Origin of the sequence: Marinobacter sp. W-8, from assembly GCF_044342215.1 — a bacterium.
Lineage (GTDB): Bacteria > Pseudomonadota > Gammaproteobacteria > Pseudomonadales > Oleiphilaceae > Marinobacter > Marinobacter nauticus.
In genome coordinates this window covers 3,807,405-3,830,035 of the sequence record NZ_CP172297.1, presented here as the reverse complement: position 1 = coordinate 3,830,035, position 22,631 = coordinate 3,807,405, and the positions used below count along the sequence as shown (strand labels likewise).

The 22,631-nt window shown below is 59.3% G+C and carries 21 protein-coding genes; 13 read left to right on the top strand and 8 right to left on the bottom strand.

What is annotated here, in order from left to right; genetic code table 11:
- Positions 1 to 60: 60 nt before the first annotated feature.
- Positions 61 to 609: a YgjV family protein gene (locus ACF8YQ_RS17755; RefSeq protein WP_396623329.1), complete on the top strand. Its 549-nt coding sequence runs from the start codon at positions 61 to 63 to the stop codon at positions 607 to 609.
- Between the two features lie 12 nt (positions 610 to 621).
- On the opposite strand, the gene ACF8YQ_RS17750 is transcribed toward ACF8YQ_RS17755, so the two are convergent.
- Entirely contained in the window at positions 622 to 1,491 is an 870-nt protein-coding gene (locus ACF8YQ_RS17750) for a carbohydrate kinase family protein (protein WP_396622180.1), read from the bottom strand.
- A gap of 235 nt (positions 1,492 to 1,726) precedes the next feature.
- On the opposite strand from ACF8YQ_RS17750, the gene ACF8YQ_RS17745 reads away from it, so the two are divergent.
- On the top strand, positions 1,727 to 3,253 hold the full coding sequence (locus tag ACF8YQ_RS17745) for a flavin-containing monooxygenase (RefSeq protein ID WP_396622179.1): 1,527 nt from the start codon (positions 1,727 to 1,729) through the stop codon (positions 3,251 to 3,253).
- A 1-nt stretch (position 3,254) separates the two neighbouring features.
- Here ACF8YQ_RS17745 and ACF8YQ_RS17740 read toward each other — a convergent pair whose 3' ends face one another.
- Positions 3,255 to 4,325: an SDR family oxidoreductase gene (locus ACF8YQ_RS17740; RefSeq protein ID WP_396622178.1), complete on the bottom strand. Its 1,071-nt coding sequence runs from the start codon at positions 4,323 to 4,325 to the stop codon at positions 3,255 to 3,257.
- Positions 4,326 to 4,404: 79 nt separating this feature from the next.
- On the opposite strand from ACF8YQ_RS17740, the gene ACF8YQ_RS17735 reads away from it, so the two are divergent.
- Together ACF8YQ_RS17735 and ACF8YQ_RS17730 are read left to right on the top strand one after the other, a co-directional pair.
- Positions 4,405 to 4,773 (top strand): MerR family transcriptional regulator, encoded by a 369-nt coding sequence (locus ACF8YQ_RS17735; protein WP_396622177.1) that lies wholly within the window; start codon positions 4,405 to 4,407, stop codon positions 4,771 to 4,773.
- A gap of 95 nt (positions 4,774 to 4,868) precedes the next feature.
- Positions 4,869 to 6,173, top strand: coding sequence for a hypothetical protein (locus tag ACF8YQ_RS17730; protein ID WP_396622176.1), 1,305 nt, complete (start codon positions 4,869 to 4,871; stop codon positions 6,171 to 6,173).
- On the opposite strand, the gene ACF8YQ_RS17725 is transcribed toward ACF8YQ_RS17730, so the two are convergent.
- Positions 6,148 to 6,987 carry a prolipoprotein diacylglyceryl transferase family protein gene (locus ACF8YQ_RS17725; protein WP_396622175.1) on the bottom strand — a complete coding sequence of 280 codons (840 nt, stop codon included), beginning with the start codon at positions 6,985 to 6,987 and terminating at the stop codon, positions 6,148 to 6,150. The two genes, ACF8YQ_RS17730 and ACF8YQ_RS17725, sit on opposite strands and share 26 nt — an antisense overlap.
- A 346-nt stretch (positions 6,988 to 7,333) precedes the next feature.
- Between ACF8YQ_RS17725 and ACF8YQ_RS17720 the strand changes: the two genes are divergently transcribed.
- On the top strand, positions 7,334 to 8,665 hold the full coding sequence (locus tag ACF8YQ_RS17720) for a DEAD/DEAH box helicase (RefSeq protein ID WP_396622174.1): 1,332 nt from the start codon (positions 7,334 to 7,336) through the stop codon (positions 8,663 to 8,665).
- Positions 8,666 to 8,766: 101 nt separating this feature from the next.
- On the opposite strand, the gene ACF8YQ_RS17715 is transcribed toward ACF8YQ_RS17720, so the two are convergent.
- The gene (locus ACF8YQ_RS17715; RefSeq protein ID WP_396622173.1) at positions 8,767 to 9,531 is read right to left on the bottom strand and encodes an OmpW family protein; all 765 of its coding nucleotides are present in this window, start codon (positions 9,529 to 9,531) and stop codon (positions 8,767 to 8,769) included.
- A gap of 157 nt (positions 9,532 to 9,688) precedes the next feature.
- The gene (locus ACF8YQ_RS17710; protein WP_396622172.1) at positions 9,689 to 10,159 is read right to left on the bottom strand and encodes a winged helix-turn-helix transcriptional regulator; all 471 of its coding nucleotides are present in this window, start codon (positions 10,157 to 10,159) and stop codon (positions 9,689 to 9,691) included.
- A gap of 89 nt (positions 10,160 to 10,248) precedes the next feature.
- Between ACF8YQ_RS17710 and ACF8YQ_RS17705 the strand changes: the two genes are divergently transcribed.
- Together ACF8YQ_RS17705 and bamE are read left to right on the top strand one after the other, a co-directional pair.
- Positions 10,249 to 11,361: an NADH:flavin oxidoreductase gene (locus ACF8YQ_RS17705; RefSeq protein ID WP_396622171.1), complete on the top strand. Its 1,113-nt coding sequence runs from the start codon at positions 10,249 to 10,251 to the stop codon at positions 11,359 to 11,361.
- A 152-nt stretch (positions 11,362 to 11,513) separates the two neighbouring features.
- On the top strand, positions 11,514 to 11,825 hold the full coding sequence (bamE, locus tag ACF8YQ_RS17700; protein ID WP_396622170.1) for an outer membrane protein assembly factor BamE: 312 nt from the start codon (positions 11,514 to 11,516) through the stop codon (positions 11,823 to 11,825).
- A gap of 17 nt (positions 11,826 to 11,842) precedes the next feature.
- Here bamE and ACF8YQ_RS17695 read toward each other — a convergent pair whose 3' ends face one another.
- A complete protein-coding gene (locus tag ACF8YQ_RS17695; protein WP_396622169.1) occupies positions 11,843 to 12,481 on the bottom strand; it encodes a TetR family transcriptional regulator in 639 nt (212 codons plus the stop codon).
- Between the two features lie 169 nt (positions 12,482 to 12,650).
- Between ACF8YQ_RS17695 and ACF8YQ_RS17690 the strand changes: the two genes are divergently transcribed.
- The 5 genes from ACF8YQ_RS17690 (at position 12,651) to ACF8YQ_RS17670 (ending at position 18,003) form a co-directional block, all read left to right on the top strand.
- Complete coding sequence (locus tag ACF8YQ_RS17690; protein WP_396622168.1) at positions 12,651 to 14,234, top strand: flavin-containing monooxygenase; 1,584 nt, start codon at positions 12,651 to 12,653, stop codon at positions 14,232 to 14,234.
- Positions 14,235 to 14,437: 203 nt separating this feature from the next.
- Positions 14,438 to 15,580, top strand: a complete 1,143-nt coding sequence (locus tag ACF8YQ_RS17685) for a sterol desaturase family protein (RefSeq protein WP_396622167.1) — start codon at positions 14,438 to 14,440, stop codon at positions 15,578 to 15,580.
- A 95-nt stretch (positions 15,581 to 15,675) separates the two neighbouring features.
- A complete protein-coding gene (rluF, locus tag ACF8YQ_RS17680) occupies positions 15,676 to 16,674 on the top strand; it encodes a 23S rRNA pseudouridine(2604) synthase RluF (RefSeq protein ID WP_396622166.1) in 999 nt (332 codons plus the stop codon).
- 85 nt (positions 16,675 to 16,759) lie between these two features.
- On the top strand, positions 16,760 to 17,392 hold the full coding sequence (locus ACF8YQ_RS17675; protein ID WP_022991362.1) for a MarC family protein: 633 nt from the start codon (positions 16,760 to 16,762) through the stop codon (positions 17,390 to 17,392).
- Positions 17,393 to 17,427: 35 nt separating this feature from the next.
- Positions 17,428 to 18,003 (top strand): gamma-glutamylcyclotransferase, encoded by a 576-nt coding sequence (locus ACF8YQ_RS17670; RefSeq protein ID WP_396622165.1) that lies wholly within the window; start codon positions 17,428 to 17,430, stop codon positions 18,001 to 18,003.
- On the opposite strand, the gene ACF8YQ_RS17665 is transcribed toward ACF8YQ_RS17670, so the two are convergent.
- Entirely contained in the window at positions 17,928 to 18,899 is a 972-nt protein-coding gene (locus tag ACF8YQ_RS17665) for a DMT family transporter (protein ID WP_396622164.1), read from the bottom strand. The genes ACF8YQ_RS17670 and ACF8YQ_RS17665 overlap by 76 nt on opposite strands.
- Positions 18,900 to 19,143: 244 nt before the next feature.
- On the opposite strand from ACF8YQ_RS17665, the gene ACF8YQ_RS17660 reads away from it, so the two are divergent.
- On the top strand, positions 19,144 to 20,091 hold the full coding sequence (locus ACF8YQ_RS17660) for a LysR family transcriptional regulator (protein ID WP_011787214.1): 948 nt from the start codon (positions 19,144 to 19,146) through the stop codon (positions 20,089 to 20,091).
- 28 nt (positions 20,092 to 20,119) lie between these two features.
- Here the strand turns inward: ACF8YQ_RS17660 and ACF8YQ_RS17655 are convergent, their stop codons facing one another.
- Complete coding sequence (locus ACF8YQ_RS17655) at positions 20,120 to 22,621, bottom strand: acyl-CoA dehydrogenase (RefSeq protein ID WP_396622163.1); 2,502 nt, start codon at positions 22,619 to 22,621, stop codon at positions 20,120 to 20,122.
- Between the last annotated feature and the right edge of the window lie 10 nt (positions 22,622 to 22,631).

Sequence of the window (22,631 nt, the reverse complement as noted above, 5' to 3'; positions counted from 1 at the left end):
GGCTCAAACCCGGTAAGTGTGGCAGGCTGGGGCGCAGCATCGGGAGAGGGGATTACCGCTATGACAGAGCTGTTTGCCGGGCTTACGCTCAGCCAAGGGCTGGGTCAGCTGAGTGGGTTGGTGGCCCTGGGGTTCTGTATTGCCGGTTTTGCCAACAAGAACGACGACCGGCTGATGGTGTTGCTGATCTCCGCCAACGTGGCCTTCGCCCTGATGTTCGCGTTCTTTCAGAGCTGGACGGCGGCGGCCCTGACGGTACTGGTGATCCTGCGCATCGCCCTGGCGCGCCGGTACCAGGGCAACTGGTTGATCATGGTAGCTATGCTGGTGGTCAATCTGCTGGTGGCCTGGGCAACCTGGACATCTGCTACCGATGTGTTCCCCCTCACCGCCGCCGTTCTCGGCACCGTCGGCATGTTCATGCTCCGGGGTATTCCCCTGCGTATTGTTCTGGGCCTGGCAGCGCTCGCCTGGATGCTCAATAACCTGGTGATCGGATCCGTCGGCGGCACTCTGGCGGAAGGCATGGTGCTGGTTACCAACATTATTACCATCATCCGGCTGTACCGGCTGCAGCAGAAATACCCGGATTTCAGGCCCGGAGACTGAGCATGGTCTGATTCAGCTCAGTGCCTCCGGGGTCAGCCTGTCGCTCACAAGCTCCTGGCTGGTGACGCACAAGGCGCCGGCCGTGGCTCCGGCCCGAAGGCAGTCGGTCAGTGTTCCCCCTTGCAGGTAGCAATGCAGAAATCCGCTGAAAAAGGCATCGCCGGCGCCATTGGTATCAATTACTTCAGGCACCTGGATGGCTACTTGTTCCAGCCATTGTCCGTCGTTGCTCAGCAGGGTGGCGCCGGCAGAACCGTGAGTGCAGACCACAAACGCTTTGCCGCCGCGAATCAGCTGCTCCATGGTGCGCCGGTAATCCGGGAGGTTGTCACTGGACAGAAAGATGACCTTGGCGGCGTCGATGAATGGTTGATGGTAGGGATCTGAACCATCGTAGTCATGAAGGTCTGTCCAGACCGGTCGTCCGGACGCTTTCAGCCAGCCCAGGGCAGGTTTGACGTAGGCAAGGATATTGGCCACCACCAGGTCGGCTCCGGGCAACTGTGCCTTTACCGATTGCCAATCCACGGTTTCCGGCTCTGCCGGTGGCTGAACGAACAGGGAGATGCGTTCGCCGGCGGCTGTCATCAGGTTGACGTGTTGCTCCGTTGCGATGTCGGTGGCTTCAACCAGCAAGCGGATACCGGGTTTCGCCAGTTGCTGGCGGATGATCTCGGCTTCTGCGTCCCGGCCCAACAACGTATGCAATGTTATCCGATGCCCCAGAGCCGCCAGGTTCAGGCTTTTGCCGGCGCCGGTGCTGCCCAGGCTCCGGTAGGCCTGCCGAGGCCAGATGGTCTGGGGCACCGGGGCGGGAAGCTGGTCCAGGTGAATGATGGTGTCGAGCGATGTTCCGCCAAGGATCAGAATGGAGGATGGCATGAGTGGTGCCCTGGTGAGTGAGTTCCATCCAGTTTAAGCGGCTACTTGCGGGCGTACCTCATTCCGGCCCCTCAGCCCCGGAGTCGAAGCCGAGGGGTGATTTCCTGTTTGCGACTGACTCAAACAACCATGATTCCGGACCTCGATGGCCAATTTCCGGTCGCCCCGCGCTGGGCTATCTTGATGAGACTGACGTGACCAACAATAAACGGATCCGAATCCGAGGGAGCAGGTTATGGGTAAGCAGCACTACGACGTCCTGATCATTGGCGCCGGAGTATCCGGCATCGGCATGGCCTGCCACCTGAAACGGGAATGCCCTGGCAAGCGTTTCGCCATTCTGGAGCGCCGCCAGTCCCTCGGCGGCACCTGGGACCTGTTCCGTTACCCGGGTATTCGCTCGGATTCCGATATGTTCACCTTTGGTTATAACTTCCGGCCCTGGACCGGGGGCAAGGTGCTGGCCGACGGTGCTTCGATCAAGAACTACGTGGCGGAAACCGCGAAAGAGAACGATGTCGAGCGCCACATTCGTTATGGCGTGGCCGTGAAAACTGCGGACTGGTCCAGTGCCGACAAATGCTGGACCCTGACGGCCGAGAACGAGCAGACCGGTGATCGGGAAACCTTCACCGCCAGCTTTTTGGTGGGCTGTACCGGTTACTACAATTATGATCAGGGCTACAAACCGGATTTCCTGGGCGAAGCTGACTTCAAAGGGCAGATTGTCCATCCCCAGCACTGGCCGGAGAATCTGGATTACTCGGGCAAGAAGGTGGTGGTGATTGGCAGCGGTGCCACGGCAATTACCCTGGTGCCCACCATGGCAGAGAAGGCCGCACACGTTACCATGCTGCAGCGTTCGCCCACCTATCTGATGCCGTTGCCGTCAACCGATAAAGTCACCCTGGCGCTGCAGAAAGTCCTGCCGGAAAAGACGGCCTACCGGTTAACCCGCGCCCGCAACATTTCGATTTCCCGGCTGCTCTATGAGCGTTCGCGCAAGAGCCCGAAAGCCATGCGCCGGCTCTTTCTGTCGGTGATCAAACGGCAGCTCAAGGGCAAGGCCGACATGCGCCACTTCAGCCCGGACTATAACCCCTGGGACCAGCGCCTGTGCGTGGTGAAAGATGGTGACCTGTTCGAGGCAATCAAGGCCGGTACCGCCTCCATCAAGACCGATCATATCGAGCGCTTCACCAAAACCGGTATTCGCCTGAAGTCGGGTGAGGAGCTGGAAGCCGACATCATCATTCCGGCTACCGGCCTGGACATCCAGATGCTGGGCGGCATCACGCCCCGTGTGGATGGCCAGGAGGTGGCGCTCAAGGACAAGGTGATCTACAAGAATGTGATGGTGGAAGGCGTACCCAACGCGGGCATGATCTTTGGCTACACCAACATTTCCTGGACCCTGAAAGCCGATATTGCCAGTGAGTACCTGTGCCGGCTGATCAACCACATGGATCGTAACGGCCATCAGGTGGCCGTGGCACGAGACACCGAGAACAGTAAGGGAGACGATACCATTCTCGGTTCCCTCGACGCGGGTTATATCAAGCGGGCAGAAGACCGGTTGCCGCGTCAGGGCACCCACGGCCCGTGGAAAGCCTCCCAGAACTATCTGCAGGATGTGAAGATCCTGCGCTTCGATCCCATCGAAGACGGCTATCTTGAGTTTGATGGCCAACCCAGTCGCGCGAGCGAAGGCCGTTCATCCGGTTTCCTTCGCCCGCTTCGCTCGGCGCTGTTCGGGGCCTGAGTCAGGCCCCGATCGTTACTGCTCCTCCGCCGACACCGAGACGTTGGCAGTAGTGTCGGCAGCTTGCCTCCAGGTACTGAGCGAATGGCGGTAATTGCACGTTCTGCTGCGCCAGAAACTGCTCTGTGCGGGAGGTGTCGAAACGGCAGGTCTGAATAAACGCCAGGGACTCCGGGGCCACCTTCAGCAGCCCGGGCAAGCCAGGTATGGCCAGCAGAGCTTTCATCACGCCGATAGGAAGATGCCTGCGGGGACCAGGCTTGCCCAGGAGTTGCGCCGCGGCCTGTAACAGTCCCGCCAGATTGGGCGTGTTCTGGTCAAGCGCCAACAGCGTATCGGGTACGTGAGTGGCCGTGCAGGCAGCTGCAATTAGTTGGGCCAGGCTATCCACCGGAATCAATGGCAACCAGTGCTCTGGCGACCCCGGAATCATGGCCAGTCGCCCATGGTAGAGGTTGTCGAGCAAGCTGTGCAGCGGTTGGGCCGGGTCCAGGTCCCCCGTTGATCCGTGGCCCGCCACCGTCGCCGGCTGTACTTCGACCGCATTCAGCCCGTGCCTTGCCACGAATTCCCGCAAGCGGAATGCGGATTCCAGTTTGCTCGCCTCATAGCCACCGGCCCGCCGGTACACCTGGCTCCAGTCGGTCTGCTCCGGGTGACTCAGTTGAATGCCCTGGCGTGACAGGTGTGCCTCGTTGGCGAGCATGAACCCTGTGATCAACACCAGCCGGCAGTCCAGGTGGCGGGCCAGTTCCGCCACCCGAAGACTGCCGGTAACGTTGGTGTGACGGGCCTCATGCTCGGACAGGTTCCAGGCGAACCGGGCGGCCAGATGCACGATGCATTCGATGCGGTCCGGTAAGGTGACCAGCCCCAGATCCGGCTTTTCCAGATCGCCTTCCAGGGCGGAAAACCGCTCCATGGCGACGCCCTGCTGTTCGAGAAAGCCGGTGAGCTGTGTCAGGCTGGACTTGGAGCGGGTCAGTGCCTTCACATCATGCCCCTGCTGCAACAGGGTGAGGCAAAGATATTTACCAATAAAACCGGTGGCGCCGGTGATCAGGATGGTCATGGTGCGTTCCTTGTTCATTGAGTCGAACGCAGCCTAAAGTATGGAGTATGCTCGAAGGTCAACAGGGAGAGTGCTTGGCATGAGGATATCGGAACTGGAAAGGCGCACCGGGGTGACCCGGGATACCCTGCGCTACTACGAAAAACAGGGGCTGATCCGGGAGGTGGGCCGCAGCGGAAACAACTATCGGGACTACCCGGAGCAGGCCGTCGCGCGTGTGGCGATGGTGCGGCAACTCAAGAGCCTGGGCTTTGCGCTGAACGAAATCCGTGAGTTGCTGGATGCGGTTCGCTCGGACCGGATTGATTGCCTGCAGGGTGCGGCGGTGATGGCCCGCAAGAGGGCTCTGGTGGATGCCCGGATTCGCGAACTGAAGGCCGTCAGCGCGTTATTGAAACAGGAGCAGGCCCGCCTGGAGGCCAGTGCCAGGGAGCATGGGCTGGTTTGATGGCCATCCCCATAATTGCTGATAGCGCGGTAAAGGTAGCTTCCTTAATATAGATCGTCTTTTCACGTTCCTTTGATCTGTCCGGGAAAACGGTCTTGCTGCCACTTCGCTCCGCGTTAGCCTACGTTGCCTTACTCTCTGCCATTCTGGCGATCCTGCCGGGTATGACCTATCTGGGTGCTGCCGCCGCGGGTGCGACGGTCTTGCTGGGCTGGCAGGACATGCGCAACGTGCCCCGGGCGGTGTTTGTCGTGGCCCTGGCCATGCTGGTGTTCGCCCTGGGCTATGACCCGGAGCTGATTGAGACCGCTTCTGGCAACGTGACCCGGCTGGCCGGCCTGATGCTGGCGGTGATGCTGCTGTCGAATGTGCTGGCCCGTACGGAGGATCTGCAACAGATCTCCACAAGTCTGTTTGGTGGTAAGCCACTGATCCGATATCTCAGCCTCGCCTTCGGCACCGCACTGGTGTCTGTTCCTTTGAACTTCGGTTCGGTCGCTGTGGTGGGCAGTCTGGTGGGTGAGCGTATCCTTCGCAATGGCGATTCCGAATCTACCCGCAATGCCACCCGGGCTGTTTTGCGAGGGTTCGGCGTTGCCCCCATGTTTTCGCCCCTGTCCATTTCCGTGGTGCTGACTCTGACCCTGCTGCCCCAGGTGAGTCTGCTGTCGTTACTGTCACTGGCGGTACCGTTTTCTGTGCTGATGGTGCTGGCCGGGCTACGCTGGCGAGAACCGGAGCCGTTGCAAAGCACAGAGCGGAGCGTTAACCGTGCTGGCGCGGGTAATTGGTTGCGGTTTGGCGGACTGATTCTGGCGATCTGTGTGGGTGTACTCTGGCTTAGCCACCGGTTCGGGTTGAGTTATGCCCATGCGGTGGCCCTGAGCTGTCTGGCAGCGGTGCTGTTATACAGGATTCTGGGCTGGCTGAACCGGGAAAATCCGCCTATGACCAGCATGGCCAACGTCAGCAACGAACTGGCTATTGTTGGTGGCTCGGCGTTTATCGGGGCGGTACTCAGTGGTGTGGTACTGGGCCAGATCAGCGGTCAGCCGGAATTACCGGTGTGGCTATGGGGCATACTGGCAGCCGGTGTGCCCTGGGTGTTCTTTGCCGCCGGGCTGGCGGGTATGAACCCGATTATTATTGCTACCCTCATTGGCGGTATTATGGGCTCGTTGTGGCCAACCGCAGCTCAGCTCGGCCTGGCCATCGCCATGGTAACGGGTTGGGGTATTACCGCCTTCGGCACGCCCTTTGCGGCCAATGCTTTAATTATGGAACGGCTGACCGGATACCGGACAAGGGATGCCTCGTTTCGCTGGAGCCTGGCGTTGTCGCTGTCGGGTCTTTGCGCAGCCAGTCTTCTGGGCTTCAGTCTGACCCTGTGGCTGGCCTGAAGTAAGCCGGGTCGAAGCGCTCGAGGCTTCGGGCCAGGCTGGCGCGGGACAGTTCGCCCATATGGGTATCCACCAGGTGGCCCTCGGCGTTGTAGAACAGGGTGGTGGGCAAGCCGTGGCTGCCAACTACCCGGCCAAACCGGTTCTGTCGGTCGCTGAGCACGTGGTTCAGGTTCAGGTTCTGCTCCATCAGGAACTTGCGGATGGTTGCCGGATGTTCGCCCTGATTGGCGAACACAAAGTTCACGTTCGGATAGCGTTGCTGGGCGTCTTCCAGCACCGGCATCTCGCGGATACACGGCGGGCACCAGGTGGCCCAGAGATTGACCACCGTGGGCTTGTCACCGGCCAGGCTGGCCAGGTCTACCGGGCGTTCGTTCAGATCAGTCAGGGCCACTTCCGGCAGGCCCCGGGTTTGCTGGTTGATCAGCGCAATAATGCCAGACATACCGCCCCAGATGATGAAGCCAGCCGCGACCGCCGAGCCCAGCGCCCGGCGTATGGCCGCCCGTTTCCACATCAGGTAACCGGTGAAGGCCAACGCAGCAATCAGGCCGGTCACCAGGTCGAACCCGCCGTCGCGGATGTCGATCATGCCCAGCCAGTCGCCCTGATACTCGCTGAAGTAGCGCACCACAAAACCGATGCGGGCACTGACCATGGCCACCAGAAAGATATCGGCCAGGGTACCGGCCACCGGCGTTTTCTCTTTCCGGCCGATCAGGGCGCCAACCACCAGGGCAACCACGAAGGCCAGAACGAGAAGCAGGTGTCCGATGGACAGGCTGAGGGGGCCGATGCCTACGCTGAGCATGGAATCTCCGGAAATCGGTGAGTTTTTAGTAGCATACGGCGGCTAATGACCGCCGGGCCCTGTCAGAGTTCCATTTATCACCCTGAAAATGAAGGCCGGCCAATAAAACCACCTATAGCTATTTGCCGGGTGCTCTGTTACCGTGCCTGCATCCTGCCTCTAGGGATTCCGCAGTTTCCGGCTTAAAGCCGCCTTGCGAACCATTTCATACGACCTGTCAGAGGACGTCACCCCGAACCCGGCGAGTGACCGTAGTCGTCTTTTATTCCATGACTTTCATGGCATCTGCCCGCATTCGCCGACGACGGTGTTCGTGGAGGCAGAATCAATCAAGAGTACATCGTATATGAGTTTTTCTTCTCTCGGTTTGTCCGAGCAGCTGGTCCGTGCCACCGCCGATCAGGGTTATGAAACCCCGTCTCCCATCCAGCAGCAGGCGATTCCTGCGGTGCTGTCTGGCAAAGATGTAATGGCCGCGGCCCAGACCGGCACCGGTAAAACCGCTGGTTTTACCCTGCCTTTGTTGCAGCGCCTGGCGGAAAATCCCCGCACTGGCAAAGGCCCCCGCGCCCTGATTCTCACACCCACCCGTGAGCTGGCCGCCCAGGTACACGATAGCGTGAACCTTTACAGCAAATACGTACCCACCAAGGCCGCTGTGGTTTTTGGTGGTGTAAAGATCAACCCGCAGATGATGAAGCTGCGCAAGGGCCTGGACGTACTGGTGGCCACACCGGGCCGTTTGATGGACCTGTACCAGCAGAACGCGGTGCGCTTCAACGAAGTGGAAATCCTGGTGCTGGACGAAGCCGACCGCATGCTCGACATGGGCTTTATCCGCGATATTCGCAAGATCCTGGCGTTGCTGCCGGCCAAGCGCCAGAACCTGCTGTTCTCCGCCACCTTCTCCAACGAAATCCGTACCCTGGCCCAGGGCCTGCTGGATAACCCGGTGCAGGTGGAAGTGGCGGCCCGTAACACCACCGCCGAGAAAGTGAAGCAGTCCGTATACCCGGTCGACCAGAGCCAGAAAACTGCCTTGCTGAGCAAGCTGGTGCGTGACAATGCCTGGGATCAGGTGCTGGTCTTCACCCGTACCAAGCATGGCGCCAACCGCCTGACCCAGAAGCTGGAAAAAGACGGTATTACCGCAGCTGCGATTCACGGCAACAAATCCCAGGGTGCCCGTACCCGTGCCCTGGCGGATTTCAAAGCCGGTGAAGTGCGCGTACTGGTCGCCACCGACATTGCTGCCCGTGGCCTGGATATCAAACAGCTGCCACAGGTGGTGAACTTTGAACTGCCGAACGTGCCGGAAGACTACGTGCACCGCATTGGTCGTACCGGCCGTGCCGGCGAGAGCGGGCATGCGTTGTCACTGGTGAGCGCGGATGAAGGCAAACTGCTGGCGGGTATCGAGAAGCTGATCAAGAAGCAGCTGCCGCGCAAGGAAGTGGAAGGCTTCGAGCCGAAGAACAACCTGCCGCTGAAGCCCAAGGCCAAAGCAGACCCGAGCAAGGCGCGGAATCGTCGCCCTCAGGGAGGCAATGGTAAGAGCTTTGGTCCGAAGCCGGCTGGTCGTAGCGGCGGTCGTGGCCGTGGTGGTCAGGGCGAAGGACAAGGCCGTGGCCAGGGGCAGGGTAGAAGTGGTCGCCCGGCTCAGCGCCAGAGCGCCTGAAAACCATTTCTCCTGACATAAAAAAGGCGGGGCCGAAGCCCCGCGCAGGAGAACGCACCATCCGGTAGCCGACAGACCGTGGGAGCTACCGGGAGTGCGGATCAGAACTTGTAGGTGAAACCTACCATGTAGACCATGGGGTCGATTTCGACATCGGTTTTTACTTCAGCTGCTTTCACATCACCGGCATAGGCGGTAATGGTGGCTTCAGTATCAATATCTGCCCACCAGATAGCGGCGTTCAGACCGAAGTTCTCGCTCAGCATGTAGTCCATACCTAGCTCAACTGCTACTCCAATGCTGTCGTCAAGCTCAAGCTCCGAGCTGGAGACGGCGCCTGCCAGTGCACCATTAGACAGACTTCCTGCTACGGTGTTCAGAACGCCGTTCAGGTTGTCGCTGGTTTTCTCTTCAAAGAAAGTGGTGTAGTTAACACCCACACCTGCATAAGGCTGGAATTTGGAACTGCTGTGCAGTGGGAAGTACTGCAGGGTCAGAGTCGGCGGCAGATGCTTGGTTTCACCCAGTTTGCCTACGCCGGACAGGTCGCCCTTACCTTCGATGTTGTGCTTGAACGGCGTTGCGCCCAGTACACCAATACCCAGATTGCTAGTGACCATATAAGTCGCACGCAGGCCCAGCTGAGAATTACCATCTACGCCTACTTTGGCGCCGTCCAGCGTTACATTCGCACCGTCAATCGGGCCAACAAAACCGGTCACATTCAGTGAATCACTAGAATCATCCGGCGCGACATGCACAGCACCCGCGCGTACAACAAAATCACCCGCTTCAAAAGCCTGAGCTGCAGGAGCCACTGCCATTACGGCCGCAGCCAGAACACTGAGTTTAAAACCACGAGACATAGCCATCTCCTTATCCATGAAAGATCGATGGCTTCAATTTAATGACATCGGGATAGGCAATCTTGATTTAGCGCAAGAAATGGCGGAAGCCAGGGAGACTGGCCAATAAGTCTTGATTCAACTCAAGAAAACGTGGAAATGCGGCTATTGCGGATGGTCAGGCCTGGGCTTCGTCGAGGGTGTTGTCTTCATCGCTGGGCACAAACACATCCCGAATAGACAAGGGCCGCCCCTGGGAATTCTGCACGGTGACTGGCTGTATTGGCTGGCCGCTATCGCGGTCCCGAAGATCCAGGGGCTGACCGTCTGGCGCGGGATTCCACTTGTCGCCCCACTGGCGCAGAGCCACCACCACCGGAAACAGGTCGCGGCCTTTCTCCGTGAGCCGGTACTCAAAGCGTGAGCCGTGCTCGCCCACGTCCACTTTGCGCAAGACCTCGTTGTCGACCAGTTTGGCCAGTCGGTCGCACAGAATGTTCTTGGCAATCCCCAATTGCTGCTGAAAATCCACAAACCGGCGGGTGCCGTACATGGCGTGCAGCACAATCAGCAGCGACCACCAGTCCCCCACTTCATTCAGGGCGCGGGCGACGGAGCAGTTGGAGTCATCAAAACGTTTTCTGGCCATGTAGGGGAGTGTACCGAATAGGGTTGCATTTTGAAACCGGATTTAATAGGGTTGCTTTACGAAACCAAATTGATGAGGTTGCACATCACATGAGTATGAATCTTGGTCCTTTGTTTGAGCCGTTTGAACTTCACAACCTCAAGCTGCGCAACCGCGTAGCCATGGCGCCGATGACCCGCAATTTCTCGCCCAAGGGTGTACCCGGTCAGGATGTGGTGGACTACTATCGCCGCCGCGCCGAGGCCGGTGTTGGCCTGATCATTACCGAAGGCACGATAGTGAATCACGCGGCTGCCAACGGTTACCCGAACGTACCGGCCTTCTACGGCGACGAAGCCCTGGCGGGCTGGAAGAAAGTGGTGGATGCCGTGCACGAAGCCGGCGGCGCCATTTTCCCGCAACTGTGGCACGTGGGCGCGGTACGCAAGGAAGGTATTGAACCGGATCCCTCTGTTCCCGGTTACAGCCCTTCAGGCCTGTTTGCGCCTGGCAAGCCCAACGGCAAGGCCATGACCAGAGAAGACATTCAGGACGTGATCAAGGCCTTCGGTGATGCCGCCCAGGACGCCAAGGCTCTGGGCTTCGACGGTGTGGAAATCCACGGCGCACACGGCTACCTGCTGGATCAATTCCTGTGGGAAGGCACCAACCAGCGCGACGATGAATACGGCGGCAGCCTGGAAAACCGCCTGCGCTTTGTGGTGGAAATTGTCGAGGAAGTGCGCCACCGCGTGGGCCCGGATTACCCGATCATGCTGCGCTTCTCTCAGTGGAAGCAGCAGGACTACGAAGCGAAACTGGTTAACAGCCCCGAAGAACTGGAGCGCTTCCTGAAGCCTCTGGTGGAGGCTGGTGTCGACATCTTCCACGCTTCCACTCGCCGTTTCTGGGAACCGGAGTTCGAAGGTTCCAATCTGAACCTGGCTGGCTGGACCCAGAAGATCACCGGCAAACCGACCATGTCGGTTGGCAGTGTGGGTCTGACCGAAGACTTCATCAGCGGTACCTTCGCCAGTAAGAAAGAGTCGGTGGAGCAGTCTGGCATCGATGAGCTGGTTGAGCGCATGAACAACGGTGAATTCGATCTGATCGCCGTTGGCCGCGCCCTGCTGCAAGACCCAGAGTGGCTGGTGAAAGTGAAAGAAGGCCGCCTGAACGAAGTGGAAGCCTTCGCCAGGAAGTCCCTGGCAAAACTCTACTGATCGAACCTACCCCTTCGATCGTGCCTGCCGCGCGCCCTCGGGCCCGCGGCTTTTTTTTGTGTCTGAAATCTGTCCGGTTCGTAATCGCAGCAATCGCCAGAAACGCTATGCTGTAGGCAGATTGTTGCTATTCATCAGACAAGGAGTTGGGTATGGCTTTCATGCGTCATTTCAAACTGGCTGGGCTGGCTGCGGTGTTGATCACCCTGGTGGGTTGCGCCAGCGTAGGCCGGGATTTTGCGACTCATAATGTCGACCAGATAACGATCGGTGAGACGACCCGCGCCGAGATACAGGAGATGTTCGGTGAGCCCTGGCGCACCGGTATTGAAGACGGCAAGCGCACCTGGACCTACGGCAAGTATCGCTGGTCTGCCTTCGGCGACGATGAAACCACGGATCTGGTGGTCCGTTTCAATAACGACGGCACGGTATCGTCTTACGTGTACAACACCACCGAATAACGGCGTGGGCGCCGGCTTCAATCAGTGGCCGGCGCCTGTTTCAGCGCCAGAATCTGCCCGGAATCCAGTTCCTCGATTAATGCCCCCCGGAACTGCCGGTTGATGAACCGCTCCGTTTCCACCTGAATCCGCTCCCGCTGCTCGGGCTTCTCGATATAGTCCATGGCCCGGAACAGGATGTAGCGGATGGTCATGTTGGAAATCTCCTGTACCACCACCTCATCGACACCGGGCACCAGCCCGCGTTCCAGAATATCCTCGGCCATTTCCCGGGCGCTGGCGTCCAGCTGTGCTTCGAGAGCCCGGCGTAACACGGGCGACGGGCCGTGCAGTTCCCTGACAGCCACCGTGGTTGCCGCGGGGTTGGCCAGAAAGTAGTGGTACACAAAAGTGACGGTGTCGTGGGAGGCCTGTTCCGAGGAATCCGCCATCTGCCGCAACTGCCGCACGCCGGCCTTCATGTCCTCAGCGATATACCCCAGCACCTGCAAACCGAATTCGTCCAGATTGCGGAAGTGCCGGTAAAAGGTGTTCGGGTTTAACCCCGCCTCCCGGGCCAGTTCCCGCAGGCCCAGGGAGGTCAGGCTGCGGCTTTGGGTAATCAGCCTTAGAGCGGCCTGGACCAGTTTCAGTTTTCCGCCGGCAAGTCGTTGCATCGAGTCGTGTTTCCTTTGGGCGTTGGGCCAACAACCTGTCACTCAGGGCCATTCCTGTGCGAGTGGGTATACAGGTGTCTACCTTGACCGGTATACATGTGTCTACTGGTCATGATGACCACACCGACAACAACAGGCAAGGCCCTTTAGGCCACACAGGAGTGCAGCAATGAAACAAACCGCCAAGATCGCCATTATCGGCACCGGATTTTCCGGCCTGGGCATGGCCATCAAGTTGAAAGAGGCCGGCTTTGACGACTTCGTGATTCTGGAGCAGAGCGACAATGTCGGGGGCACCTGGCACGATAACCACTACCCGGGTTGCGCCTGCGATGTTCAATCTGCGCTGTATTCCTTCTCTTTTGAGCAGAATCCGAACTGGACCCGCATGTTTGCTCCCCAGCCGGAGATTCAGGCGTACCTGCGGCATTGCGCCGAGAAATACGGCCTGATGGATCACATTCGTTTCAATACCCACGTGGTGGGTGCCCGTTGGGATGAGGCCACCTCGGGCTGGGTTGTGGAAACCTGCAACAGTGCAAAACTCTGGGACTACATGGAAAAGAAAGGTTTGAAGCCCGGGGATGAACTGGATCGCAGCGACAAGGCCCGGCCGCCAATCCGCAAGCTGCGAGGTGGGATTCTGGTGTCCGGCATGGGCGGCCTGAGCACCCCCGCGTATCCGGAGATCAAGGGCATAGACACGTTCACAGGGGCCAGTTTCCATTCCCAGAACTGGGACCATGACTACGATTTTCGTGGCAAGCGGGTGGCGGTTATCGGCACCGGTGCCTCGGCCATCCAGTTCGTGCCGGAAATTGCCAAAGACGCCGCCCATCTGGACCTTTACCAGCGTACGCCGCCCTGGATCATGCCCAAGCCTGACCGGGAAATCCGGCCATTGGAGCGGGCCATGTTCCGCCGGTTCCCGCAAACCCTGAATGCGTTCCGCCAGAGTATTTACTGGATGCTGGAAGCCCGGGTGCTTGGCTTCGTGGGTAACCCGCGCATTCTGAAAGTCGGTGAGTTGCAGGCCCGTCGCCATATCCGTAACCAGATTAAGGACAAGGAGCTGCGCAAGAAAGTAACGCCGGATTTCCACTTTGGCTGCAAGCGGGTGCTGATCTCCAACAACTACTACCCGGCCCTGGACCAGGAACACGTGGATGTGCTCACCGATGGCATCCGTGAAGTGAAAGGTAACACCATTGTGGATAACAACGGCACTGAACGTGAGGTTGACTGCATCGTGTACGGCACCGGCTTCAAGGCCCAGGAACCCATCCCCCGGGGCATGATCTTCGGCCGTGGTGGCCAGGATCTGCTCGACGCCTGGCGCGAGGGCGCGGAAGCCTACAAAGGCACCACCGTGGCCGGTTTTCCCAACTTCTTCATGCTGATGGGGCCCAACACCGGGCTGGGCCACAGCTCCATGGTGTACATGATCGAGTCCCAGGTGCAGTACGTGCTGGACGCCATCAAGAAGATGGACCACCGAGGCTGGAAGAGCGTGGAAGTAAAAGAGGATGCCTACAGCCATTACAACGCCTCTATACACGCCAAACTCGGCGACTCCGTGTGGCAGACCGGCTGCAAGAGCTGGTATGTGAACGAGAATGGCAAGAACACCACCTTGTGGCCGGGCTTCACCTGGCAGTTCCGGCAGCAGACCCGGCGGTTTGATGCCGAGCAGTATGTGTGTGAATCGGCGGAGGTGATGGAGCAGGGTGCGGAGCCGGCGTTGGCTGGTTAAAACGGTAGATAATGATGCGCCCGAGGCAGGATGCTTCGGGCGCTATGAATATGATGTAAGCCACACCACCCCAACGAGTGGTTGGTAGTTTTCGCGTTCCTGAAATACCATAAGCACCCCGATCCACTGGAACACGGATCATGAACTGGCGCCCTTGGTTATTCGGCGCTTGTTGCTAAGCCTGAAATTTCAGCAGGGAACGCATGAATACGGAACAGGATACCGATTACCAGTACCGCGAGCGGGTGGTAGTGCCCCGCCCGGAAAAAGAACTTCGCTTTCGGAATGGACGAATCCCCGGGTATTTTTCGATATTTCTCGGTGGCTTGAGCCTGGCGGCGGTGCTCGCCTACCTGTTCCCTTCCTATCTGACCACCACTGATCTTCGTGCCGCGTATGATGCCGAGGCGCTTCAGGATGTCCTGAAGTACGGTATGTGGTTCTCCCTGTTTTTCGGCATTACCACCTTCATTCTTGATCGGCGCAAACGGCTTGGCGCTGCAGGTATTGCAATGACGCTGATCGCGTTTGCCCTGGGTGGCTACAACGTGCCGGTCGGGCCGGTGGAGCCGAAACCTCTGTCTCTTGGCGTGGACTGGTTGATTCTGGCCTTTCTGGGTTCCACCATTGTCTTTACCAGCCTGGAGAAGCTCTTTCCGAAGTATCGGGAGCAGGTCATCTTGCGGGATCAGTGGGGGCTGGATTTCTTTTACTTCTGCCTCAATCACCTGCTGATCTCGGCGGTTCTGTTGTTTGGCAACTTCCTGGTAACACACTTTGAATGGGTGGCCAGCGACAGTCTTCAGGCGGCTATCCAGAGCACGCCGCTATGGCTGCAGGTGGTTCTGCTGATTCTGGTGGCCGACTTCGTGCTGTATTGGGAGCATCGGGTATTCCATGAAGTCCGGCGGCTGTGGCTGTTTCATGCGGTTCACCATTCGGTGGAAACCATGGACTGGCTGGCCGGTTCCCGCGCGCATGTGGTTCAGATTTTTATTGAGCGTGGGTTGGTTATGCTGGCCCTGTATCTGCTCGGCGCCAGCAAGGAAGCGCTGGATATCTACGTCACGTTTGCCGCGTTGCAGGCCATCATCATTCACAGCAATCTCAATGTGCCCTGGGGGCCGCTCAAGTACCTGTTGGTAACGCCGCAGTTCCACCACTGGCACCACAGCTCAGAGAAGCCGGCCATCGATACCAATTATTCAGCACACACGGTGCTCTTTGACCGACTGTTCGGCACCTATCATTTCCCGAAAGCACACTGGCCAGCGGAGTATGGCACAACCCAGAAACTGCCGGGTTCCTATCTGGGGCAGCTGTTCTACCCGTTCCGCAGGCGGTGACCGGCAGTTGCTGTCACGGTGATGCAATGGGATGATGCGCGGGTTGCGTGCTGCCCGGCACGCATTCAACCATCATCTGAAACCGGCAGGATGTCATGGCCAACCGAACCTCAACCCGACTGAACAAATACATCAGCGAGAGCGGCATGTGCTCCCGTCGGGATGCCGACCGGTATATCGAGCAGGGCAACGTGCACATCAACGGCCGCCGGGCCCAGGTGGGCGATCAGGTATTGCCCGGAGATGTGGTGAAGGTCAACGGTCAGGTAGTGGAGCCGAGAGACGAAGAAGATCTGGTGTTCATTGCTCTGAATAAACCGGTGGGTATTGTCAGCACCACCGACAGCGCGGAGAAAGACAACATCCAGCGTTTTGTCGGCCACAGTGAACGGATTTTTCCCATTGGCCGGCTCGACAAGGATTCCCAGGGGCTGATTTTCCTGACCAGCAATGGCGACCTGGTGAACAAGATCTTGCGCGCCGGCAATAATCACGAGAAGGAATATCTGGTCACGGTCGACAAGCCGGTCACCCGGGAATTCGTAGATGGAATGAGTAACGGTGTGCCGATTCTGGGTACCATGACCAAGCGCTGCAAGGTCGAAAAGGTGTCCCGGTTTGTGTTCCGCATTACCCTGGTTCAGGGTCTGAATCGCCAGATTCGCCGTATGGCGGAGTACTTTGGCTACGAGGTGAACAGGCTGGAGCGGGTGCGCATCATGAATGTCAGTCTGCAGGGATTGCCCGTGGGCGCTTGGCGGGATCTGACCGAGAAGGAGCTGGCGGTACTGTTCGATGCCATCCGGGATTCCTCGTCTGAGGCGGCGGAGCCTGCTGGCAGCAAACCCCGGAAGAAGCCTGCGGGTGCGAGGGGCGCTCGCCCGGGGCCCGGAGGCAAACCGGCGCGGGGTGGTGCAAAAGCTGGCGGGAAGTCACCGGCTGGTAAAGGGCGAAAAGGCCCCGGTTCCGGGCCCGGTAAACGGCCCTCTGGTAAACCCGGTGGCGGCCCAAAGCCGGGTGGTCGTGGTCCGGGATCCAAGGGTAAGCCATCGAAACCGGGCAAGCCCCGCAAGCCGTCCATCAAGAAACGTTGAGTACCCATAGGTTCTCTTCCTTACGGCAAAAAAGCCTTTCGGACGCTATGCTTACCGGCTTTAACCCTGTGCCGGATTTGCCCGAATGTTTGAAACGTTTTTCTCTACCTATCTCAGCAGCACCATCCGATTCCTGTTCCTGCTGGCGCCATTTTTTGTGGTCACCATGTTCCTGGCCCTCACCCGGGGGCTCTCGATGGCGGAGAAAACCTCCATCATTCGTCGGGCCTGTGTCTCGGCCTTTATTCTGGGTGTGATCCTGTTCTTCGCCGGCCCGCTGTTGTTCAACGCCATTGGCATCACCCTGAACTCCTTCCGCATCGGTGCCGGCAGCCTGCTGTTCCTCACCGCCATCAGTCTGGTGAACAGTGGCACCCGTAACCACGCCACCGGGTTGCCCGAAGAGGATCGGGATGACATCGCGGTGGTGCCACTGGCCATTCCTGTCATGATTGGCCCGGCGACCATTGGTGCCATCATGGTTTACGGCGCCGAGCTTAAAGCGGTGCCGGAAGTGGCCGGTGGTCTGCTGGGCCTGGTGTCGGGTTTGCTGATTCTGGCGGGATTGCTGCGCTTGTCCGGTTATCTGGAAAAAGCGTTGGGCAAGACCGGCCTGAACATTATGTCGAAGATCAGTGGCCTGATTCTTTCCGCCATGGCGGCGGAAATCGTGCTGACCGGCATTGCCGGCTTTATTGCCAGTACCTCGGGCGCCTGAGACAATCCGGTCGTTATTTCTGGATGGGATGAGTCATGCCCGCAAACTCCATTGAGGATAATCGCAGCCGGTTCAATTTTGATGGCATCGAGGCCATCTGGCTCGTTGGCTATGGTTCGCTGATCTACAAAGTGGATTTCCCGTTCCTGGAGCAACGCCCGGCAGCCATTCGCGGTTGGGCTCGGCGGTTCTGGCAGGGTTCCCATGATCACCGTGGCACCCCCGAAGCGCCCGGGCGGGTGGTCACGCTGATTGAGCAGCCCGATGCCGTATGCAAGGGCGTAGCCTATCGCGTGTCACCCAACGTCTTCGAGTATCTGGATGTGCGGGAAAAGAACGGCTATCTGCGCTTCAGTACCACCATGACCTTTGACGACGGCAGCCATGCCGAGGGGCTGGTGTACATCGCTACGGAAGACAATGAGGCCTTTCTGGGCGAGGCACCGGAAGCGGACATTGCGCGGCAGATTGCCCTCGCCACGGGGCCTAGCGGCCCCAATTCGGAGTATTTGCTCAGGCTGGCGGATTCGCTGCGTCAGCTGGGTGATGATTGTTCACACACCTTTGCCATCGAGGCCTGTCTTCGGGCGGAAGAACGGCTACCCTGTTGATCTGTCTCCCCGGCGGTCTCCCGCTCCGCCGGGTTGAATCCCCGGGCGGGTGACCGCTTCCTGTGCCGCAGGCCAATCAGTACCAGCGGCACCACAATCATCAGGCTGCCCGCCAGGAACCACAGGTCAGGTACCTCACCAAACCAGATCCAGCCAATGGCGACCGCCCAGATCAGCCCGGTGTATTCGGCGCTGGTGACCTGGTTGGCATCTACCTGCCGGTAGGCCAGCAACACGGTGATGTTGTAGCCCAGAATGAACAGGGCGGAACCGGCGGCGCTGATCAGGATTTGCGGGTTCCAGGGCGCGCCTTCCCAGAGTGCCAGGGCGGCGGCTGCCGGGACGATCAGCAGGTAGTTCAGAAACAGTTTGTGGACGGTGGTTTGTTCCTTGGGCAACTGGCGCACCATGACGGCGTTGATGGCCAGGGCGAAGGCAGAGCCGAGGGCGGCGATGACGGCCCAGTTGAAGTCCACCGGTCGCAGGATGACGATGATGCCGGCAAAGCCGCTGAACACAGCAGTCACACTGAGCGGAGTCAGTTTTTCGCTGAAGAATACGGCGGACAGTACCATCACCAGGATGGGCGCGGCGTAGAACAGGGCGTTGGCGGTGGCCAGTGGCAGGTTGGTCAGTGCCACCACCATGCAGACGATACCGACCAGATGGATGTGGGCGCGGATGGCGTGGATTTTCAGGCCGCCGAAGAGGTTGTTGCGGTCGAGTTTGCGGGCGAGCGGGAGCAGGAACGCCAGGGTGAGGACGCAGCGCAGGAAGGCGAACTGGAAGACGGGGGCGCCGGGGTCCAGGAGTTTGATGAAGACGTCTGAGAGTATGGCCATGGCGTTGCCGATGACCAGCAGCAGAATGGCGCTGTTGACGGTTTTGCCTGACACTGTGGTGCTCCTTTTCCTGAAATCCGCTAACTTGAGTGCACGGGTATGTCGGCGGACTTGCTTCCGAAAACCGCTGCTAGTACATCCGTGTACGCTTGTCTCCGCCATCCATGGCTACGAACATTTTCGGAAGCAAGTCCGCCGACACACCCCCTGACCTTGGATGTGGATTCTAGGCGTGCTTAATTATCCGATAAAATGATCAATATTTCCCATTCATTAGAAAATTAGATAACAAGCAACGATGAGACTCCCACCTCTAAAAGCTCTGCCAGTATTTGAAGCTGCCGCCCGGCTGAACAGTTTTTCAGCGGCCTCGGAAGAACTGGCCATCACCCAGAGCGCGGTCAGCCACCAGATCAAACAGCTGGAAACCTATCTGGGCGAGCGGTTGTTCTGGCGCTCCGGTCGTCGCGTGACGTTGACCGATGAGGGGCGGCAGTATTTCGATGCCATTGGTTCGGCTCTGCTTCAGATTGAGCGGGCCAGTGAGCAGTTGCTGGGGCATGAGGAGAGTCGGTTGCGGTTGTCGGTGTTCAGTTCGTTCGCCGTGCGCTGGCTGGTGCCCCGGTTGCCGGATTTGCAGCGGCTGCATCCGCAGATTGATCTGGCGCTGGAGATGAGTAGCGAGAACCCGGTGCTTTCGGATCGGGTAGCGGATTGTTTCATCACCATTCACCGGGATTCCCGGGCCTACAGTTACGATTTGCTGTATGAGGAGCGGCTGTTTCCGGTCTGTAGTCAGGACTACTGGCAACGTATGCGCCGGGAGCTGGGCCGGGATGTGGAGCCGGAGCGGCGGGATGAGCAACCGGTGTCGCCGGGTGAGATGGCGGGGTTTCCGCTGTTATCCACTCACAGCATTTTCGACCGGCCGGCCGGAGACTGGGAAGCCTGGTACAGCGCGGCAGGAGAATTGATGCCCACGGGCACTCGCGTGCAGCACTTCAGCCATATGCTGTTGGCGCTTGAGGCGGCGCGGTTTCATCAGGGCATTGCCCTGACCAATGACTACATGCTGAGTACCCGGAAGGATTCCGAAGATTTCGTGCGGTTGCCCACGCATTCGGTGGTAACCGGCGACAAATTCTACTTTGCCTGGAAGACCAGTCGCCGGCGGGAACGCGGGATTCAGACGCTGCGCCGGTGGTTGGTGGATGAGGCAATTCGGGGTGGCTTGAGGGGCGAGTGACCGCCCCTCAATGAGAGGGTGGCGAAGCTCAGCCTTTGGACGGCCGCTCCACCACTTTGCGCTTGCCTTTGGCGCTTTTGGCGAGGGATTTCAGTCCATCGGCATCAAAGGCATCCACCCGGATGACGTCGTACAGTGCCGTCAGGGCTTCTTCCAGTTTCGGGCACTCCTCCGCTTTGACAATGCCCTGGGCACAGGCCCAGTCCACCAGTTCCTTGCGTTGGTGGCCCATCAGCAGGGCGATGCCATCCACTTCGTCTTCGTCCCGGCTGCGGATCGCTTCGTGCAGTTTGTGGCGGGATTCCTCGGTTTCGTTTGCCAGTCGATAGGCGTTGAGTACACGTCCGAGCGAATCGCTGGGATCGGCATTGATGTAGGTGCCCCGGCTGATGCGCTGGCGCACAGGCGTGTCGTTCACGATGGTAGCGGCCACTTTGGCACCGAGCTTGTCATCCGGGCCGTTCAGGCCGGTGGCGCCGAGCGGGAAGACCATCAGCCGCAGCGGCCAGCGCAGGGCGGGTACCGGGAAGTTTATGATGGCTTCACGCATGGAGTCCTGCAGGTCGTGCAGGCAGGTTTGCAGGCACCATTCCACCAGGTCCCGTTGGTCGTCCGGATAGCCTTCCTCATGCCATTGCTTGATCACAGCGGTGGCGTAGTAAAGCTGTACCAGGCAGTCGGCCATGCGGCCAGACAGCCGCTGGCGGGCTTTCAGGCCGCCGCCGACGGTGAGCAGGGTCACGTCGGTCATCAGTGCAAAGGCCGCCGAGAAACGGCCCAGCTGGCGGTAGTATTTCTGGATGTCACCCTGGCGGGGTGCGCTTTCCAGCCAGCCTTTACTCAGGCCCAGAACGAATGCACGCAGGGCATTGCGGGTGGTGTGGGCCAGGTGGCGGTAGAAGATGCCGTCGAACTTCTTCGCGGCTTGATCCTGGTCCTCCATGCCCGCCGCTTCGATTTCCTCAACAATAAAGGGGTGGCAGCGGATGGCGCCCTGGCCGAAGACCATCAGGCTGCGGGTCAGGATGTTGGCGCCTTCCACGGTAATGCCGATAGGCACGGCCTGGTAAGCCCGTGCCAGGAAGTTGCGGGGGCCGGTGATCACACCCCGGCCGGCGACCACGTCCATGGCGTGGTTGATCACTTCCCGCATCAGGTCTGTGTTGCGGTATTTCAGCACCGCGGAAGGTACCGACGGGCGAACGCCCCGGTCCAGCATACCGGCGGTCAGCAGGCGCGCTGCGTCCATCATGTAGGTGTAGCCGGCAATGGGTTCCAGGGCTTCCTGTACGCCTTCAAACTGGCTGATGGAGCGGCCGAACTGCTCCCGGGTGTAGGCGTAGGAACCGGTCGCCAGGCTGGCCAGCTTGCCGGCGCCGGTGCCCAGAGCGGGCAGGGAGATGGAGCGGCCGATGGACAGGCATTCCAACAACATTTTCCAGCCCTTGCCGAGCATGTCCTGGCCGCCAATTACCTGTTCCATGGGGATGAAAACTTCGGTGCCCCAGGTTGGGCCGTTCATGAAGACCGTGTTCATGGGCAGGTGGCGGGCACCGGCATTTACGCCGTCGGTATCCCGCGGCACCATCACACAGGTGACACCGATTTCGTCCTGCTCGCCAATCAGGTGCTCGGGGTCGTAGACCTTGATGGCCAGGCCAATCAGGGTCGCTACCGGGGCAAGTGTGATGTAGCGCTTGTTCCAGGTCACTTTCAGGCCCAGCACTTCCTTGCCGTTCCATTCGCCCTTGCAGACGATGCCTTTGTCCGGAATGGCGCCGGCATCGGAGCCTGCGACCGGGGAGGTCAGGGCAAAGCAGGGGATTTCGTCACCCCCGGCCAGGCGAGGCAGGTAGTGCTGTTTCTGCTCGTCGGTACCATAGTGCATCAGCAGCTCGCCGGGGCCGAGGGAGTTGGGCACCATCACGGTCACCGCCGCAGACACGCTGCGGGTGGAGATCTTCATGACGATTTCGGAATGGGCGGTGTTGGAAAAACCCAGGCCGCCGTCTTCTTTGGGAATCACCAGTCCAAAGAAGCCCTTGCTACGAATGAACTTCCACACTTTGTCCGGCAGATCGTAGTGTTCGTGGGTGATCTGCCAGTCGTCCAGCATCTTGCACAGCTCTTCCACCGGGCCATCCAGAAACGCCTGTTCTTCACTGGTCAGGTGAGCGGGCGCGGCATCCAGCAGCTTGTTCCACTCAGGTTGGCCGGAAAACAGTTCGCCGTCCCAGTCAACGGAGCCGGAATTGAGGGCTTCCTGTTCGGTGGGAGACAGTTTTGGTAAGCGACTGCGAACCCAGCCCAGCAGTGGCCGGCTGAGTTTATCCAGGCGCAGGTCGCCAGGGAGGGTTACGATCAGTGCCAAAGCCAGCAGGATGCCGCCGATCAGAAAACTCAGAATGTGCCAGTCGTCCTGAGCGACACCAATCAGGGTAGCGACGGACATGATGAGGGCGGCAGTTTTACCACCGATACTGAAGTAAATCAGTACCAGGGCACTGAGAACGAGGAGCAGAACGCTCATGGGCAGACCT

Bases quoted from the DNA above. Each gene is read 5' to 3' on its own strand.
- ACF8YQ_RS17675 (WP_022991362.1), top strand. From the start codon at position 16,760: ATGTTTGAAACGTTTTTCTCTACCTATCTCAGCAGCACCATCCGATTC.
- ACF8YQ_RS17655 (WP_396622163.1), bottom strand. From the start codon at position 22,621: ATGAGCGTTCTGCTCCTCGTTCTCAGTGCCCTGGTACTGATTTACTTC.
- bamE (WP_396622170.1), top strand. From the start codon at position 11,514: ATGGCTTTCATGCGTCATTTCAAACTGGCTGGGCTGGCTGCGGTGTTG.
- ACF8YQ_RS17755 (WP_396623329.1), top strand. From the start codon at position 61: ATGACAGAGCTGTTTGCCGGGCTTACGCTCAGCCAAGGGCTGGGTCAG.
- ACF8YQ_RS17705 (WP_396622171.1), top strand. From the start codon at position 10,249: ATGAGTATGAATCTTGGTCCTTTGTTTGAGCCGTTTGAACTTCACAAC.
- ACF8YQ_RS17740 (WP_396622178.1), bottom strand. From the start codon at position 4,325: ATGACCATCCTGATCACCGGCGCCACCGGTTTTATTGGTAAATATCTT.
- ACF8YQ_RS17725 (WP_396622175.1), bottom strand. From the start codon at position 6,987: ATGCTCAGCGTAGGCATCGGCCCCCTCAGCCTGTCCATCGGACACCTG.
- ACF8YQ_RS17735 (WP_396622177.1), top strand. From the start codon at position 4,405: ATGAGGATATCGGAACTGGAAAGGCGCACCGGGGTGACCCGGGATACC.
- ACF8YQ_RS17685 (WP_396622167.1), top strand. From the start codon at position 14,438: ATGAATACGGAACAGGATACCGATTACCAGTACCGCGAGCGGGTGGTA.
- ACF8YQ_RS17710 (WP_396622172.1), bottom strand. From the start codon at position 10,159: ATGGCCAGAAAACGTTTTGATGACTCCAACTGCTCCGTCGCCCGCGCC.
- ACF8YQ_RS17745 (WP_396622179.1), top strand. From the start codon at position 1,727: ATGGGTAAGCAGCACTACGACGTCCTGATCATTGGCGCCGGAGTATCC.
- rluF (WP_396622166.1), top strand. From the start codon at position 15,676: ATGGCCAACCGAACCTCAACCCGACTGAACAAATACATCAGCGAGAGC.
- ACF8YQ_RS17720 (WP_396622174.1), top strand. From the start codon at position 7,334: ATGAGTTTTTCTTCTCTCGGTTTGTCCGAGCAGCTGGTCCGTGCCACC.
- ACF8YQ_RS17715 (WP_396622173.1), bottom strand. From the start codon at position 9,531: ATGTCTCGTGGTTTTAAACTCAGTGTTCTGGCTGCGGCCGTAATGGCA.
- ACF8YQ_RS17660 (WP_011787214.1), top strand. From the start codon at position 19,144: ATGAGACTCCCACCTCTAAAAGCTCTGCCAGTATTTGAAGCTGCCGCC.
- ACF8YQ_RS17690 (WP_396622168.1), top strand. From the start codon at position 12,651: ATGAAACAAACCGCCAAGATCGCCATTATCGGCACCGGATTTTCCGGC.
- ACF8YQ_RS17670 (WP_396622165.1), top strand. From the start codon at position 17,428: ATGCCCGCAAACTCCATTGAGGATAATCGCAGCCGGTTCAATTTTGAT.
- ACF8YQ_RS17750 (WP_396622180.1), bottom strand. From the start codon at position 1,491: ATGCCATCCTCCATTCTGATCCTTGGCGGAACATCGCTCGACACCATC.
- ACF8YQ_RS17695 (WP_396622169.1), bottom strand. From the start codon at position 12,481: ATGCAACGACTTGCCGGCGGAAAACTGAAACTGGTCCAGGCCGCTCTA.